Genomic DNA, 13,742 nt, shown 5'->3' with positions numbered 1-13,742 from the left:
AAGTGGTGCAAGAAAGTGGTGCAAGAATAGCCGACCCAGTTTCTCGTAACGAAGCCGGCATTTGTAAATCAGCCCCGACCAATCGCAGTTGGGAATGGAGAAAACGATGAGCCTTGGACTCGTAGGTCGCAAGGTTGGCATGACCCGTATCTTCACGCCTGAGGGGGATTCGATCCCCGTCACCGTGCTGGACGTGTCGGACAACCGCGTGACGCAGATCAAGACCGTTGAAACGGATGGTTATACCGCCGTTCAGGTTGCATTCGGTACTCGCCGCGCATCGCGCGTGACGAAGCCGTTGGCGGGCCACCTCGCCAAAGCCGGCGTTCAAGCCGGTGAAATCCTTAAGGAATTCCATATCGATGCGGCCAAGGCAGGTGAACTGTCGAATGGTGCCGTCGTCGGTACGGATATTTTCGAAGTCGGCCAGAAAGTTGACGTGCAAGGCACGTCGATCGGTAAGGGCTACGCCGGTACGATCAAGCGCTACAACTTCGCTTCGGGCCGCGCATCGCACGGTAACTCGCGTTCGCACAACGTTCCGGGTTCGATCGGTATGGCGCAGGATCCGGGCCGCGTGTTCCCGGGCAAGCGCATGACCGGTCACCTCGGTGACGAGACCGTCACGGTCCAGAATCTCGAAATCGCCCGCATCGACGCTGAGCGCAATCTGCTGCTCGTCCGCGGTGCTGTTCCGGGTGCGAAGGGCGGCAAGGTCTTCGTGACCCCGGCCGTCAAGACGCGTGCTGTGAAAGGAGCGAAATAATGGAACTTAAGCTCCTGAATGCCAATGGTCAGGAAGGCGCTGGCGTGAACGCATCGGACGTCGTGTTCGGTCGCGATTACAACGAAGCCCTGATTCACCAGGTCGTCGTCGCTTATCAGGCGAACGCACGTAGCGGCAACCGCGCGCAGAAGGACCGCGAGCAGGTCAAGCACACCACCAAGAAGCCGTGGCGTCAGAAAGGTACGGGCCGCGCTCGTGCCGGTATGTCGTCGAGCCCGTTGTGGCGCGGCGGTGGTCGTATCTTCCCGAATTCGCCGGAAGAAAACTTCTCGCACAAGGTCAACAAGAAGATGCATCGCGCGGGTCTCCGCTCGATTTTCTCGCAGTTGGCTCGCGAAGGCCGTATCGCCGTGGTCGAAGACTTCGTGCTCGAAGCCCCGAAGACCAAGCTGCTGGCCGAAAAATTCAAGGCAATGGGTCTCGACTCCGTGTTGGTCATCACCGATACGGTCGACGAAAACCTGTACCTCGCGTCGCGCAACCTGGCCCACGTGGCGGTTGTCGAGCCGCGTTACGCCGACCCGCTCTCGCTGATCTACTTCAAGAAGGTTCTGATCACGAAGGCTGCGGTCGCTCAGATCGAGGAGTTGCTGTCATGAGCGAGATTCGCAAAAACGATCATCGTTTGATGCAAGTTCTGCTCGCGCCGGTGATCTCCGAAAAGGCGACGCTGGTTGCCGACAAGAACGAACAAGTCGTGTTCGAAGTCGCGCCGGACGCCACGAAGCAGGAAGTCAAGGCTGCTGTCGAGCTGCTGTTCAAGGTCGAAGTCAATTCCGTCAACGTGCTCGTCACGAAGGGCAAGGCAAAGCGCTTTGGCCGCTTCAATGGCAAGCGCAAGGACGTGAAGAAGGCGTACGTCTGCCTGAAGCCCGGCCAGGAAATCAACTTTGAAGCGGAGGCCAAGTAATCATGGCAATCGTGAAAGTTAAGCCGACCTCGCCGGGTCGCCGCGCGATGGTCAAGATCGTCAACAAGGATCTGCACAAGGGCAAGCCGCACGCAGCGCTGCTCGACACGCAATCCAAGTCGGCGGGCCGTAACAACAACGGCCGTATCACCACGCGTCACCAAGGTGGTGGTCACAAGCAGCACTACCGTATCGTCGATTTCCGTCGCAACAAGGACGGCATTCCGGCAAAGGTCGAACGTCTCGAGTACGACCCGAACCGTAGCGCGAACATCGCGCTGGTTCTGTACGCAGACGGCGAGCGTCGCTACATCATCGCGCCGAAGGGCGTGGCGGTCGGCGCGCAACTGATGTCCGGTTCGGAAGCGCCGATCCGCGCAGGCAACGCTCTGCCGATCCGCAATATCCCGGTCGGTACCACGATCCACTGCATCGAAATGCTGCCGGGCAAGGGCGCGCAGATCGCGCGTTCGGCTGGTACGTCGGCAATGCTGCTGGCGCGCGAAGGCGTCTACGCTCAAGTGCGTCTGCGTTCGGGCGAAATCCGCCGCGTGCACGTCGAGTGCCGCGCAACGATCGGTGAAGTCGGCAACGAAGAGCACAGCCTCCGTCAAATCGGTAAGGCCGGTGCGAACCGCTGGCGCGGTATCCGTCCGACGGTGCGTGGTGTTGCAATGAACCCGGTCGATCACCCGCACGGCGGTGGTGAAGGTAAGACGGCTGCAGGTCGCGATCCGGTGAGCCCGTGGGGCACGCCGACGAAGGGCTATCGCACCCGCAGCAACAAGCGCACGACGACGATGATCGTCCAGCGCCGTCACAAGCGTTAAGGAGTAGGCAATGACACGTTCTGCTAAAAAAGGTCCGTTCTGCGACGCTCATTTGCTGAAGAAGGTTGAGGCGGCTGCATCGACGCGTGACAAGAAGCCGATCAAGACCTGGTCGCGTCGTTCGACGATTCTGCCGGACTTCATCGGTCTGACGATCGCTGTTCACAACGGTCGCCAACACGTTCCGGTGTACGTCACGGAAAACATGGTCGGCCACAAGCTTGGCGAGTTCGCACTGACCCGTACGTTCAAGGGTCACGCGGCCGACAAGAAGGCCAAGAAATAAGGGGCAATCAAGATGGAAGTGAAAGCAATTCATCGCGGTGCCCGCATCTCGGCGCAGAAAACGCGCCTTGTGGCTGACCAGATTCGTGGTTTGCCGGTCGACAAGGCGCTGAACGTCCTGACGTTCTCGCCGAAGAAGGCGGCGGGTATCGTCAAGAAGGTCGTGCTGTCTGCGATCGCGAATGCGGAACACAACGAAGGCGCCGACATCGACGAGCTCAAGATCACGAGCATCTACGTCGACAAGGCTGCTTCGCTGAAGCGTTTCACCGCACGCGCAAAGGGTCGTGGTAACCGCATCGAGAAGCAATCCTGTCACATCACTGTGACGGTCGGGAATTAAGGAGCCAACGATGGGACAGAAAATTCATCCGACTGGCTTCCGTTTGGCCGTCAGCCGCAATTGGGCTTCGCGCTGGTATGCGAACAACAACAATTTCGCGGCGATGTTGCAGGAAGACATCGGTGTTCGTGAATACCTGAAGAAGAAGCTGAAGAACGCTTCGGTTGGTCGCGTCGTCATCGAGCGTCCGGCGAAGAACGCGCGCATCACGATTTACAGCTCGCGTCCGGGCGTTGTCATCGGCAAGAAGGGCGAGGACATCGAATCGCTGAAGGCTGAACTGCAGAAGCGCATGGGCGTTCCGGTTCACGTCAACATCGAAGAGATTCGCAAGCCGGAAACGGACGCGCAACTGATCGCCGATTCCATCACGCAGCAGCTCGAGCGCCGGATCATGTTCCGCCGTGCGATGAAGCGCGCGATGCAAAACGCGATGCGTCTTGGTGCACAAGGCATCAAGATCATGAGCGCGGGTCGTCTGAACGGTATCGAAATCGCTCGTACCGAGTGGTATCGCGAAGGTCGCGTGCCCCTCCATACGCTGCGTGCGGATATCGACTACGCGACGTCCGAAGCGAAGACCACGTACGGCATCATCGGCGTGAAGGTGTGGGTCTACAAGGGCGATACCCTGGGCCGCAACGAAGCGCCGGTCGTGGAAGAAGTGGCGGAAGAAAAGCGTCCGCGCCGCAACGCACGTCCGGGTGGCGATCGCCGTCCGCGCCGTGACGGTGAAGGCGCTCCGGGCGGCGCGCGTCGTGGCGCACCCCGTCGCGCTGGCGGTGACGCGAAGACTGGAGAATAACGATGCTGCAACCGAAACGCAGAAAGTATCGCAAAGAGCAGAAAGGTCGTAACACCGGTAAGGCGACGCGCGGCAACGCGGTGTCGTTCGGTGAATACGGTCTGAAGGCTATCGGTCGCGGCCGTTTGACCGCGCGTCAAATCGAAGCGGCGCGTCGTGCAATGACGCGTCACATCAAGCGTGGCGGCCGGATCTGGATCCGTATCTTCCCGGACAAGCCGATTTCGCAAAAGCCGGCCGAAGTGCGTATGGGTAACGGTAAGGGTAACCCTGAGTACTACGTCGCTGAAATTCAACCGGGCAAGATGCTGTACGAAATGGACGGTGTCTCCGAAGAACTGGCGCGCGAAGCGTTCCGTCTGGCGGCAGCCAAGCTGCCGCTCAAGACGAACTTCGTGGTCCGTCAGCTCGGCGCCTAAGGAGTAAATGATGAAGGCAACTGAACTTCGCCAAAAAGACCAGGCCGCGCTCAACAAGGAGCTGTCGGATCTGCTCAAGGCGCAATTTGGCTTGCGTATGCAGCTCGCGACCCAGCAGCTCACGAACACGAGCCAGCTGAAGAAGGTCCGTCGCGACATCGCACGCGTGCGTACCGTCATGACCGAGAAGGCGAACCAGAAATGAACGATAGCGTAAAAACCTCGCTCAAGCGGACGCTGGTCGGCAAGGTCGTCAGCAACAAGATGGACAAGACGGTCACCGTGCTGGTCGAGCACCGCGTGAAGCATCCGATCTACGGCAAGTACGTCGTGCGTTCGAAGAAGTACCACGCGCATGACGACGCGAACACGTACAACGAAGGCGATCTCGTCGAAATCCAGGAAACTCGTCCGATTTCGAAGACGAAGGCCTGGGTTGTGTCGAAGCTGGTTGAAGCGGCTCGCGTGATCTAAAGCTGAAGTTGTAGTGCCGCGATGCTGTAAGTAGTTGTATCGCAGTAAGTTTCGCTTGCAAGACCGGGATTATTTGTTATAATCTCGGTCTTCCCTCTTTGTGGGAGCCCCGTCGCGGGCGAAATTGGTGGGGGAAGCCGGTTCGGGCGCTAGCCTGAGTCGACAGATTCACCGGATTGCGATGGCGGGTTTCGTCTGCCGTTGCTGCCTGTTCTAACCCAAGCAGCCATTTGGCTGACGGGACCAAGACTGACCGGCTGTGCCATGGTGGTGCAATCGGATTAAGTTGGGAAAGATAAACCATGATCCAGACCGAAACTCGGCTTGAAGTGGCCGACAACACGGGTGCGCGTGAAGTCATGTGCATCAAGGTGCTCGGCGGCTCGAAGCGTCGTTACGCAAGCATTGGCGACATCATCAAGGTGACCGTCAAGGAAGCGACGCCGCGCGGACGCGTGAAAAAGGGCGAAATCTACAACGCCGTGGTCGTTCGCACGGCCAAGGGCGTGCGTCGCCAGGATGGCTCGCTCATCAAGTTCGACGGCAATGCCGCCGTTCTGCTGAACACGAAGCTCGAGCCGATCGGCACGCGTATTTTCGGGCCGGTTACGCGTGAACTGCGTAGCGAACGATTCATGAAGATCGTTTCGCTCGCTCCGGAAGTGCTGTAAGGAGTCGCGATGAACAAGATTCGCAAGGGTGACGAAGTCATCGTCACCACCGGCAAGGACAAGGGCAAGCGCGGCACCGTGCTGGCCGTTGCGGACGACCGTGTCACCGTCGAGGGCATCAACCTCGTCAAGAAGCACGTGAAGCCGAACCCGATGAAGGGTACGACGGGCGGTGTGGAAGCCAAAACGATGCCGCTGCATATTTCGAACGTCGCATTGGTCGACGCGAATGGCAAGGCATCGCGTGTGGGCATCAAGGTCGAAGACGGCAAGAAGGTTCGCTTCTTGAAGTCGACCGGCGCCACGCTTAACGCCTGACGCGGAGTTAAAAAATGGCTCGTCTGCAAGAGATTTACAAAGAAAAGGTTGTGCCGGAACTGGTTGAAAAGTTCGGCTACAAGTCGATTATGGAAGTGCCGCGCCTCACCAAGATCACCCTGAATATGGGGCTTGGCGAAGCCGTCGCTGACAAGAAGGTGCTTGAGCACGCCGTTGGTGACCTCACGAAGATCGCGGGCCAAAAGCCCGTCATCACCAAGTCGCGCAAGGCAATCGCTGGTTTCAAGATCCGCGAAGGCTACCCGATTGGCACGATGGTTACCCTGCGTGGCAATGCCATGTACGAATTCCTGGACCGTTTCGTGACGGTTGCGCTGCCTCGCGTGCGCGACTTCCGCGGTGTGTCGGGCAAGGCGTTCGACGGCCGTGGTAACTACAACATCGGTGTGAAAGAGCAAATCATTTTCCCCGAAATCGACTACGACAAGATCGACGCGCTGCGTGGGCTGAACATCAGCATCACGACCACCGCGAAGACCGACGAAGAAGCAAAGGCATTGCTCGCCGGCTTCAAGTTCCCGTTCAGAAACTGAGGTTACCGTGGCTAAACTGGCACTGATCGAACGTGAAAAGAAGCGCGCGCGCCTGGCAGCCAAGTACGCTCCGAAGCGTGCTGAGCTGAAGGCTGTGATCGACGACGCAAGCAAGTCGGACGAAGAGCGTTACCTCGCGCGTCTGGCACTGCAACAACTGCCGCGTAACTCGAACCCCACTCGCAAGCGTAACCGCTGCGCGATCACGGGTCGTCCGCGTGGCACGTTCCGCAAGTTCGGACTCGCACGCGGCAAGATTCGTGAAATCGCTTTCCGCGGCGAAATCCCTGGCCTGACCAAGGCGAGCTGGTAATAGGAGAAACATAAATGAGCATGAGTGATCCTATCGCCGATATGCTGACTCGCATCCGCAATGCGCAGATGGTCGAGAAGGTTTCGGTGACTATGCCCTCGTCGAAAGTCAAGGTTGCGATTGCGCAGGTTTTGAAGGACGAAGGTTATATCGACGACTTCGCAGTCAAGTCGGAAGGTGCGAAGACGGAATTGAACATCGCGTTGAAGTACTACGCTGGCCGTCCGGTTATCGAGCGCCTCGAGCGCGTATCGAAGCCCGGTCTGCGCGTGTACCGCGGTCGCAATGACATCCCGACCGTGATGAACGGCCTGGGCGTTGCAATCGTGTCGACGCCGAAGGGTGTGATGACCGACCGCAAGGCGCGCCAGAACGGCGTCGGTGGCGAAGTCATCTGCTACGTCGCTTAACGCCTAAGGAGAAGAAACATGTCTCGAGTAGGTAAAAGCCCGATCGCGCTGCAAGGCGCGGAAGTGGCCATCAAGAGCGACGTCATCACCGTGAAGGGTCCGCTCGGCACGATCTCGCAACCGGTCAACAAGCTGGTTGCCGTGACGAACGAAGACGGCACGTTGAAGCTGGCTCCGACGGATGAAAGCCGCGAAGCGAACGCGATGTCCGGCACGATGCGCGCCCTCCTGGCGAACATGGTGCAAGGCGTCACCAAGGGTTTCGAGCGCAAGCTGACGCTGGTTGGCGTCGGTTATCGTGCGCAAGCGCAAGGCGACAAGCTGAACCTGTCGCTGGGTTTCTCGCACCCCGTGGTGCACCAGATGCCGGAAGGCGTCAAGGCTGAAACCCCGTCGCAGACCGAAATCGTGATCAAGGGGATCGACAAGCAGAAAGTCGGACAGACCGCAGCAGAAGTGCGCGGCTATCGTCCGCCCGAGCCGTACAAGGGCAAGGGCGTGCGCTATTCCGACGAGGTCGTGATCCTCAAAGAAACGAAGAAGAAGTAAGGGTGCGCAATCATGGATAAGACTCAATCTCGCCTGCGCCGCGCTCGTCAGACGCGTATCAAGATCGCTGAGCTGCAGGTTCCGCGTCTGGCCGTGCATCGCACGAATACGCATATCTACGCGCAAGTGTTCTCGGCATGCGGCACGAAGGTCGTGGCAAGCGCCTCGACGCTGGAAGCTGAAGTGCGCGCTGAACTGGCCGACAAGTCGGGCAAGGGCGGCAACGTCAACGCCGCGACCTTGATCGGCAAGCGTATCGCCGAAAAGGCCAAGGCTGCCGGCATCGAATCCGTCGCCTTTGACCGCTCGGGTTTCCGCTACCACGGCCGCGTGAAGGCGCTGGCTGATGCGGCGCGTGAAGCCGGGCTCAAGTTCTAAGGGAAGAATTCGTCATGGCAAAGATGCAAGCGAAAGTTCAGGCTGACGAACGCGACGACGGCCTGCGCGAAAAGATGATTTCGGTCAACCGCGTGACCAAGGTCGTGAAGGGTGGCCGTATTCTCGGCTTCGCCGCACTGACCGTGGTTGGCGACGGTGACGGCCGGATCGGCATGGGCAAGGGCAAGGCCAAGGAAGTTCCGGTTGCCGTTCAAAAGGCAATGGAGCAGGCCCGCCGCAACATGTTCAAGGTGCCCCTGAAGAACGGCACGCTGCAACACGAAGTGCACGGCAAGCACGGCGCATCGGCGGTTCTCCTCGCTCCGGCGAAGGACGGTACCGGCGTGATCGCTGGCGGCCCGATGCGCGCAGTGTTCGACGTGATGGGCGTTCAAAACGTTGTGGCCAAGAGCCACGGTTCGACGAACCCGTACAACCTCGTTCGTGCGACGCTGGACGGCCTGCGCAAGCAGTCGACCCCGGCAGACATCGCTGCGAAGCGTGGTAAGTCCGTCGAAGACATTCTGGGCTAAGGTGGTCACCATGTCTGAAAAAACTGTCAAGGTTCAGCTCGTCAAGAGCCTGATCGGGACCCGCGAATCGCACCGCGCAACGGTGCGTGGCCTCGGCCTGCGTCGCCTGAACTCGGTTTCCGAGCTGCAGGACACGCCGGCAGTGCGCGGGATGATCAACAAGGTCTCGTACCTCGTTAAGGTCATCGCCTAAGCGCGACCTACGGATCCAAGGAGTTGAACATGGAATTGAATAACCTGAAGCCGGCGGAAGGCGCGAAGCACGCTAAGCGTCGCGTCGGTCGCGGTATCGGTTCGGGCCTCGGCAAGACCGCTGGCCGCGGCCACAAGGGTCAGAAATCGCGTTCGGGCGGCTTTCACAAGGTCGGCTTCGAAGGCGGTCAGATGCCTCTGCAGCGTCGTCTGCCGAAGCGCGGCTTCACCTCGCTGACGAAGGAATTCGTCGGTGAAGTGCGCCTGGCTGATCTCGAGAAGCTGCCGGTCGACGAAATCGATCTGTTGGCGTTGAAGCAAGCGGGTCTGGTCGGCGAGCTCATCAAGAGCGCGAAGATCATCAAGACCGGCGAGATCACGCGCAAGGTCACGGTGAAGGGCCTGACGGCAACGAAGGGCGCCCGTGAGGCAATCGAAGCCGCTGGCGGCTCTTTCGCCGAGTAACGCGCTTTCGCCGTTACTAGCACTAGCATCGGAGAAGGTACTTGGCTAACAGCCCGAGTCTCGCAAAAACCGGTCGAAGCGCGGCGAAATTCGGCGATCTGCGCCGGCGTGCAGTGTTCCTGCTGCTTGCGCTGATCGTCTACCGCATTGGGGCGCATATTCCGGTGCCCGGCATCGATCCGGATCAACTGGCGAAGCTGTTCCAGAGCCAGTCGGGCGGCATCCTTGGCATGTTCAACATGTTCTCGGGTGGCGCACTGTCGCGGTTCACGATCTTTGCGCTGGGCATCATGCCCTACATTTCGGCGTCGATCATCATGCAGTTGCTGTCGATCGTGTCGCCGCAGATGGAGGCGCTGAAGAAGGAAGGGCAGGCGGGACAACGTAAGATCACGCAGTACACGCGTATCTTCACGGTGGTTCTGGCGACCTTCCAGGCGTTCGGTATCGCGGTCGCGCTGGAAAACCAGCCGGCTCTGGTGCTGGACCCCGGCATGGTGTTCCGGCTGACGACGGTCGTCACGCTCGTGACGGGCACGATGTTCCTGATGTGGCTCGGTGAGCAGATCACGGAGCGTGGTCTCGGCAACGGCATCTCGATCATCATCTTCGGTGGTATCGCAGCGGGTTTCCCGAACGCGATCGGTGGTCTGTTCGAACTGGTTCGCACCGGTTCGATGAGCATCATCTCGGCGATCATCATCGTGGTCTTGATCGCGGCGGTCACGTATCTGGTCGTGTTCATCGAACGCGGTCAGCGCAAGATCCTCGTGAACTATGCGAAGCGCCAGGTCGGTAACAAGATTTACGGCGGACAGTCGTCTCATCTGCCGCTGAAGTTGAACATGTCGGGTGTGATTCCGCCGATCTTCGCGTCGTCGATCATCCTCTTCCCGGCAACCATCCTGAACTGGTTCAGTTCGGGTACGCGCACCAACTGGTTCGCGAACACGCTGCACAACGTGGCCGAGGCGCTGAAGCCCGGTCAACCCGTGTACGTGCTGCTGTATGCGTTGGCGATCGTCTTCTTCTGCTTCTTCTACACCGCATTGGTGTTCAACAGCCGGGAGACCGCCGACAACTTGAAGAAGAGCGGTGCTTTCGTTCCGGGTATCCGTCCGGGCGATCAGACTGCACGATATATCGACCGCATCCTCACGCGTCTTACGCTGGCTGGTGCGATCTACATCGTATTCGTGTGCCTGCTGCCTGAGTTTCTGGTGTTGCGCTGGAACGTGCCGTTTTATTTTGGTGGAACGTCGCTGCTGATCATTGTCGTCGTCACGATGGACTTCATGGCTCAGGTGCAGTCGTACGTTATGTCGCAACAATATGAATCGCTGCTCAAGAAGGCAAACTTCAAGGGTGGCAACGTCCCGATGCGTTAATAAGGACTATGGCCAAAGACGATGTTATCCAGATGCAGGGTGAGGTCATCGAAAACCTTCCCAACGCTACTTTCCGGGTGAAATTGGAAAATGGCCATGTCGTCCTGGGACATATTTCCGGAAAGATGCGGATGCACTACATCCGCATCCTGCCGGGCGACAAGGTTACGGTTGAATTGACGCCTTACGATCTGTCTCGTGCACGGATCGTGTTCCGGGCGAAGTGATTTGAAAAAAGGGTAATATCATGAAAGTGATGGCATCGGTTAAGCGCATTTGCCGCAATTGCAAGATCATCAAGCGCAAGGGCGTTGTGCGCGTGATTTGCAGCTCTGATCCGCGCCACAAACAGCGTCAAGGCTGAACGCCGCGCTTTTGCTTGCGCTTTTTGTTTGAGGAAAAACAATGGCTCGTATCGCAGGGGTTAACATCCCGAATCACCAGCATACCGAGATCGGCCTGACGGCAATCTTCGGCATCGGCCGCACGCGTTCGCGTGGCATCTGCACCGCTGCTGGCGTGGAATTTTCGAAGAAGGTCAAAGACCTTACCGACGCAGACCTCGAAAAGCTGCGTGACGAAGTGGGCAAGTTCATCGTCGAAGGCGACCTGCGCCGTGAAGTGACGATGAACATCAAGCGCCTGATGGACTTGGGTTGCTACCGCGGCATGCGCCATCGCAAGGGCCTGCCCCTGCGTGGCCAGCGTACGCGCACGAATGCCCGTACGCGCAAGGGTCCGCGTCGTGCAGCGCAATCGCTGAAGAAGTAAGCGGAACTGACAGTTACAGGAAAACGTAATGGCTAAGGCTTCGAACAACTCCGCGGCGCAACGCGTTCGCAAGAAGGTCAAGAAGAACGTCGCCGAGGGCGTGGTTCACGTTCACGCGTCGTTCAACAACACCATTATCACGATCACCGACCGTCAAGGTAACGCGCTGGCATGGGCGACCTCGGGTGGTCAGGGCTTCAAGGGCTCGCGTAAGTCGACGCCCTTCGCAGCTCAGGTCGCAGCCGAATCGGCTGGTCGCGTGGCAATGGAATACGGCGTAAAGAACCTCGAAGTGCGGATCAAGGGCCCCGGTCCTGGCCGCGAATCGGCGGTGCGCGCGTTGCATGGTCTTGGCATCAAGATCACCGCGATCTCCGACGTGACGCCGGTCCCGCACAACGGCTGCCGTCCGCCGAAGCGCCGTCGTATCTAATACGTCGACGCAACCGCATGTTGCCTGTCGATGCGCGAGTATCGGCGGGTTTCGTGCGTTAGTAAGTTTTGACTAAGCCCACCGTTCGGCCCAAAGGGTTCGGACTAGCGCAGACTGAAGTTCAACGGAAGTCTGCGTGATCAATATTTAAGGATGCAACGTGGCACGCTATACCGGTCCCAAAGCAAAGCTGTCCCGCCGTGAAGGCACTGATCTGTTCCTGAAGAGCGCACGCCGCTCCCTCGCCGACAAGTGCAAGCTCGACAGCAAGCCCGGCCAGCACGGCCGCACCTCGGGCGCGCGTACGTCCGACTACGGTACCCAGTTGCGCGAAAAGCAGAAAGTGAAGCGTATCTACGGTGTGCTGGAGCGTCAGTTCCGCCGCTACTTCGCTGAAGCCGACCGCCGCAAGGGCCCGACGGGCGAAAACCTGCTGCAATTGCTCGAGTCGCGTCTCGACAACGTCGTTTATCGCATGGGCTTCGGCTCGACGCGCGCTGAAGCACGTCAGCTCGTGAGCCACAAGGCGATCATGGTGAACGGCCAAGTCGCGAACATCCCGTCGCTGCAAGTGAAGTCGGGCGACGTCGTGTCCGTGCGCGAGCAGTCGCGCAAGCAGGCTCGTATCGTCGAAGCTCTCTCGCTGGCGCAGCAAGGCGGCATGCCGAGCTGGGTGTCGGTCGACGAGAAGAAGTTCGAAGGCACGTTCAAGTCGATGCCCGAGCGTAGCGACATCGCCGGCGACATCAACGAAAGCCTGATCGTCGAATTGTATTCGCGTTAATCGCGGCGGTAATGGATGGACAGCCGGGGAGCCTGATTGCTCGTGGCAAGAGGTGGCCTCGGCTGTTTATTTTCAGGTTGTCACCGGTCAGCCTTATCGGTGTAACGAGCCGAGGGTATTGAAAAGGAAAACCTATGCAAACCAGTTTGTTGAAGCCCAAGATCATTGCAGTTGAATCGCTTGGTGAGAACCATGCGAAAGTGGTTATGGAGCCGTTCGAACGCGGCTATGGCCACACCTTGGGTAACGCGCTTCGGCGCGTGCTGCTGTCGTCGATGATCGGCTACGCGCCGACAGAAGTGACGATCGCAGGCGTCGTGCACGAATACTCGACGCTCGATGGTGTGCAAGAGGATGTGGTCAACCTGCTGTTGAACCTGAAGGGTGTCGTCTTCAAGCTGCACAACCGCGACGAAGTCACGGTGACGCTGCGCAAGGAAGGCGAAGGCGTTGTCACGGCCGGCGATATCGAACTCGCGCACGACTGCGAGGTCATCAATCCGGAACACGTGATCGCTCACCTGTCGAAGGGCGGCAAGCTCGACGTTCAGATCAAGATCGAAAAGGGCCGCGGCTACGTGCCGGGCAACGTGCGTCGCTATGGCGAAGAGTCGGCCAAGATCATCGGCCGCATCGTGCTGGACGCGTCGTTCTCGCCGGTTCGCCGCGTGAGCTACGCCGTCGAAAGCGCACGTGTCGAACAGCGCACCGACCTCGACAAGCTCGTGATGAACATCGAGACCAACGGCGTGATTTCGCCGGAAGAAGCGATCCGCCAGTCGGCTCGCATTCTGGTCGATCAGTTGTCGGTGTTCGCCGCACTGGAAGGCACGGAAGCGGCAGCAGAAGCACCGTCGCGCGCACCGCAGATCGACCCGATCTTGCTGCGTCCGGTGGACGATCTCGAACTCACGGTTCGCTCGGCGAACTGCCTGAAGGCCGAGAACATCTACTACATCGGCGACCTGATCCAGCGCACGGAAAACGAGCTGCTGAAGACGCCGAACCTCGGCCGCAAGTCGCTGAACGAAATCAAGGAAGTGCTGGCTTCGCGCGGTCTGACGCTTGGTATGAAGCTCGAAAACTGGCCGCCGGCCGGGTTGGACAAGTAATACCAAACGCAGTCGCGT

Annotated in this window: 27 protein-coding genes; all 27 read left to right on the top strand. The window is 59.1% G+C overall.

Features of this window, described 5'->3' with window-relative positions; genetic code table 11:
• Window positions 1–106: 106 nt before the first annotated feature.
• The 27 genes from rplC (at window position 107) to NCS03_RS12800 (ending at window position 13,724) form a co-directional block, all read left to right on the top strand.
• Window positions 107–766 (top strand): 50S ribosomal protein L3, encoded by a 660-nt coding sequence (rplC, locus tag NCS03_RS12930; protein ID WP_008343843.1) that lies wholly within the window; start codon window positions 107–109, stop codon window positions 764–766.
• Window positions 766–1,386 carry a 50S ribosomal protein L4 gene (gene rplD, locus NCS03_RS12925; protein WP_008343845.1) on the top strand — a complete coding sequence of 207 codons (621 nt, stop codon included), beginning with the start codon at window positions 766–768 and terminating at the stop codon, window positions 1,384–1,386. Before rplC ends, rplD begins: the two co-directional genes overlap by 1 nt.
• Window positions 1,383–1,697 carry a 50S ribosomal protein L23 gene (gene rplW / locus NCS03_RS12920; RefSeq protein WP_008343846.1) on the top strand — a complete coding sequence of 105 codons (315 nt, stop codon included), beginning with the start codon at window positions 1,383–1,385 and terminating at the stop codon, window positions 1,695–1,697. Before rplD ends, rplW begins: the two co-directional genes overlap by 4 nt.
• A 2-nt stretch (window positions 1,698–1,699) precedes the next feature.
• On the top strand, window positions 1,700–2,527 hold the full coding sequence (gene rplB, locus NCS03_RS12915; protein WP_008343849.1) for a 50S ribosomal protein L2: 828 nt from the start codon (window positions 1,700–1,702) through the stop codon (window positions 2,525–2,527).
• Between the two features lie 10 nt (window positions 2,528–2,537).
• Window positions 2,538–2,813, top strand: a complete 276-nt coding sequence (gene rpsS / locus NCS03_RS12910) for a 30S ribosomal protein S19 (RefSeq protein ID WP_008343850.1) — start codon at window positions 2,538–2,540, stop codon at window positions 2,811–2,813.
• Window positions 2,814–2,825: 12 nt separating this feature from the next.
• The gene (gene rplV / locus NCS03_RS12905) at window positions 2,826–3,155 is read left to right on the top strand and encodes a 50S ribosomal protein L22 (protein WP_007730533.1); all 330 of its coding nucleotides are present in this window, start codon (window positions 2,826–2,828) and stop codon (window positions 3,153–3,155) included.
• Between the two features lie 10 nt (window positions 3,156–3,165).
• Window positions 3,166–3,960: a 30S ribosomal protein S3 gene (gene rpsC, locus NCS03_RS12900; protein ID WP_008343851.1), complete on the top strand. Its 795-nt coding sequence runs from the start codon at window positions 3,166–3,168 to the stop codon at window positions 3,958–3,960.
• A 2-nt stretch (window positions 3,961–3,962) separates the two neighbouring features.
• On the top strand, window positions 3,963–4,379 hold the full coding sequence (rplP, locus tag NCS03_RS12895; RefSeq protein ID WP_008343852.1) for a 50S ribosomal protein L16: 417 nt from the start codon (window positions 3,963–3,965) through the stop codon (window positions 4,377–4,379).
• Window positions 4,380–4,389: 10 nt separating this feature from the next.
• Window positions 4,390–4,584: a 50S ribosomal protein L29 gene (gene rpmC, locus NCS03_RS12890; RefSeq protein ID WP_008343853.1), complete on the top strand. Its 195-nt coding sequence runs from the start codon at window positions 4,390–4,392 to the stop codon at window positions 4,582–4,584.
• Window positions 4,581–4,853 (top strand): 30S ribosomal protein S17, encoded by a 273-nt coding sequence (gene rpsQ / locus NCS03_RS12885; RefSeq protein ID WP_008343854.1) that lies wholly within the window; start codon window positions 4,581–4,583, stop codon window positions 4,851–4,853. Before rpmC ends, rpsQ begins: the two co-directional genes overlap by 4 nt.
• Window positions 4,854–5,155: 302 nt before the next feature.
• Window positions 5,156–5,524, top strand: a complete 369-nt coding sequence (gene rplN, locus NCS03_RS12880) for a 50S ribosomal protein L14 (protein ID WP_006998478.1) — start codon at window positions 5,156–5,158, stop codon at window positions 5,522–5,524.
• A 9-nt stretch (window positions 5,525–5,533) separates the two neighbouring features.
• Window positions 5,534–5,842, top strand: a complete 309-nt coding sequence (gene rplX, locus NCS03_RS12875; protein WP_008343860.1) for a 50S ribosomal protein L24 — start codon at window positions 5,534–5,536, stop codon at window positions 5,840–5,842.
• Window positions 5,843–5,856: 14 nt separating this feature from the next.
• Window positions 5,857–6,396 (top strand): 50S ribosomal protein L5, encoded by a 540-nt coding sequence (gene rplE / locus NCS03_RS12870; RefSeq protein WP_008343862.1) that lies wholly within the window; start codon window positions 5,857–5,859, stop codon window positions 6,394–6,396.
• Window positions 6,397–6,403: 7 nt separating this feature from the next.
• Window positions 6,404–6,709 carry a 30S ribosomal protein S14 gene (gene rpsN / locus NCS03_RS12865; RefSeq protein WP_008343864.1) on the top strand — a complete coding sequence of 102 codons (306 nt, stop codon included), beginning with the start codon at window positions 6,404–6,406 and terminating at the stop codon, window positions 6,707–6,709.
• Window positions 6,710–6,723: 14 nt separating this feature from the next.
• Window positions 6,724–7,119, top strand: a complete 396-nt coding sequence (gene rpsH / locus NCS03_RS12860; protein WP_008343866.1) for a 30S ribosomal protein S8 — start codon at window positions 6,724–6,726, stop codon at window positions 7,117–7,119.
• Between the two features lie 18 nt (window positions 7,120–7,137).
• Window positions 7,138–7,668 (top strand): 50S ribosomal protein L6, encoded by a 531-nt coding sequence (gene rplF / locus NCS03_RS12855; protein ID WP_008343868.1) that lies wholly within the window; start codon window positions 7,138–7,140, stop codon window positions 7,666–7,668.
• 12 nt (window positions 7,669–7,680) lie between these two features.
• Window positions 7,681–8,046 carry a 50S ribosomal protein L18 gene (rplR, locus tag NCS03_RS12850; protein WP_008343872.1) on the top strand — a complete coding sequence of 122 codons (366 nt, stop codon included), beginning with the start codon at window positions 7,681–7,683 and terminating at the stop codon, window positions 8,044–8,046.
• 14 nt (window positions 8,047–8,060) lie between these two features.
• Complete coding sequence (gene rpsE / locus NCS03_RS12845; protein WP_008343875.1) at window positions 8,061–8,579, top strand: 30S ribosomal protein S5; 519 nt, start codon at window positions 8,061–8,063, stop codon at window positions 8,577–8,579.
• Between the two features lie 10 nt (window positions 8,580–8,589).
• Complete coding sequence (gene rpmD / locus NCS03_RS12840; RefSeq protein ID WP_006400644.1) at window positions 8,590–8,772, top strand: 50S ribosomal protein L30; 183 nt, start codon at window positions 8,590–8,592, stop codon at window positions 8,770–8,772.
• Window positions 8,773–8,801: 29 nt separating this feature from the next.
• Complete coding sequence (gene rplO, locus NCS03_RS12835; protein ID WP_008343934.1) at window positions 8,802–9,236, top strand: 50S ribosomal protein L15; 435 nt, start codon at window positions 8,802–8,804, stop codon at window positions 9,234–9,236.
• 41 nt (window positions 9,237–9,277) lie between these two features.
• A complete protein-coding gene (gene secY / locus NCS03_RS12830) occupies window positions 9,278–10,624 on the top strand; it encodes a preprotein translocase subunit SecY (RefSeq protein ID WP_008343935.1) in 1,347 nt (448 codons plus the stop codon).
• A gap of 8 nt (window positions 10,625–10,632) precedes the next feature.
• Entirely contained in the window at window positions 10,633–10,851 is a 219-nt protein-coding gene (infA, locus tag NCS03_RS12825) for a translation initiation factor IF-1 (protein WP_004521905.1), read from the top strand.
• A gap of 20 nt (window positions 10,852–10,871) precedes the next feature.
• Complete coding sequence (gene rpmJ, locus NCS03_RS12820; protein WP_004199844.1) at window positions 10,872–10,988, top strand: 50S ribosomal protein L36; 117 nt, start codon at window positions 10,872–10,874, stop codon at window positions 10,986–10,988.
• Between the two features lie 41 nt (window positions 10,989–11,029).
• Window positions 11,030–11,395 carry a 30S ribosomal protein S13 gene (gene rpsM, locus NCS03_RS12815; protein WP_008344037.1) on the top strand — a complete coding sequence of 122 codons (366 nt, stop codon included), beginning with the start codon at window positions 11,030–11,032 and terminating at the stop codon, window positions 11,393–11,395.
• 28 nt (window positions 11,396–11,423) lie between these two features.
• Complete coding sequence (gene rpsK, locus NCS03_RS12810) at window positions 11,424–11,828, top strand: 30S ribosomal protein S11 (RefSeq protein ID WP_006052224.1); 405 nt, start codon at window positions 11,424–11,426, stop codon at window positions 11,826–11,828.
• A 160-nt stretch (window positions 11,829–11,988) separates the two neighbouring features.
• On the top strand, window positions 11,989–12,612 hold the full coding sequence (gene rpsD / locus NCS03_RS12805; RefSeq protein WP_008344042.1) for a 30S ribosomal protein S4: 624 nt from the start codon (window positions 11,989–11,991) through the stop codon (window positions 12,610–12,612).
• A 134-nt stretch (window positions 12,613–12,746) separates the two neighbouring features.
• Window positions 12,747–13,724 carry a DNA-directed RNA polymerase subunit alpha gene (locus NCS03_RS12800; protein ID WP_008344045.1) on the top strand — a complete coding sequence of 326 codons (978 nt, stop codon included), beginning with the start codon at window positions 12,747–12,749 and terminating at the stop codon, window positions 13,722–13,724.
• The last annotated feature ends 18 nt before the right edge of the window (window positions 13,725–13,742 follow it).

The sequence above is a fragment of the Caballeronia sp. ATUFL_F1_KS4A genome (assembly GCF_023630905.1).
Lineage (GTDB): Bacteria > Pseudomonadota > Gammaproteobacteria > Burkholderiales > Burkholderiaceae > Caballeronia > Caballeronia zhejiangensis.
Note: the sequence above shows the minus strand (reverse complement) of the source record. Positions and strands in the feature narration are given on the sequence as shown.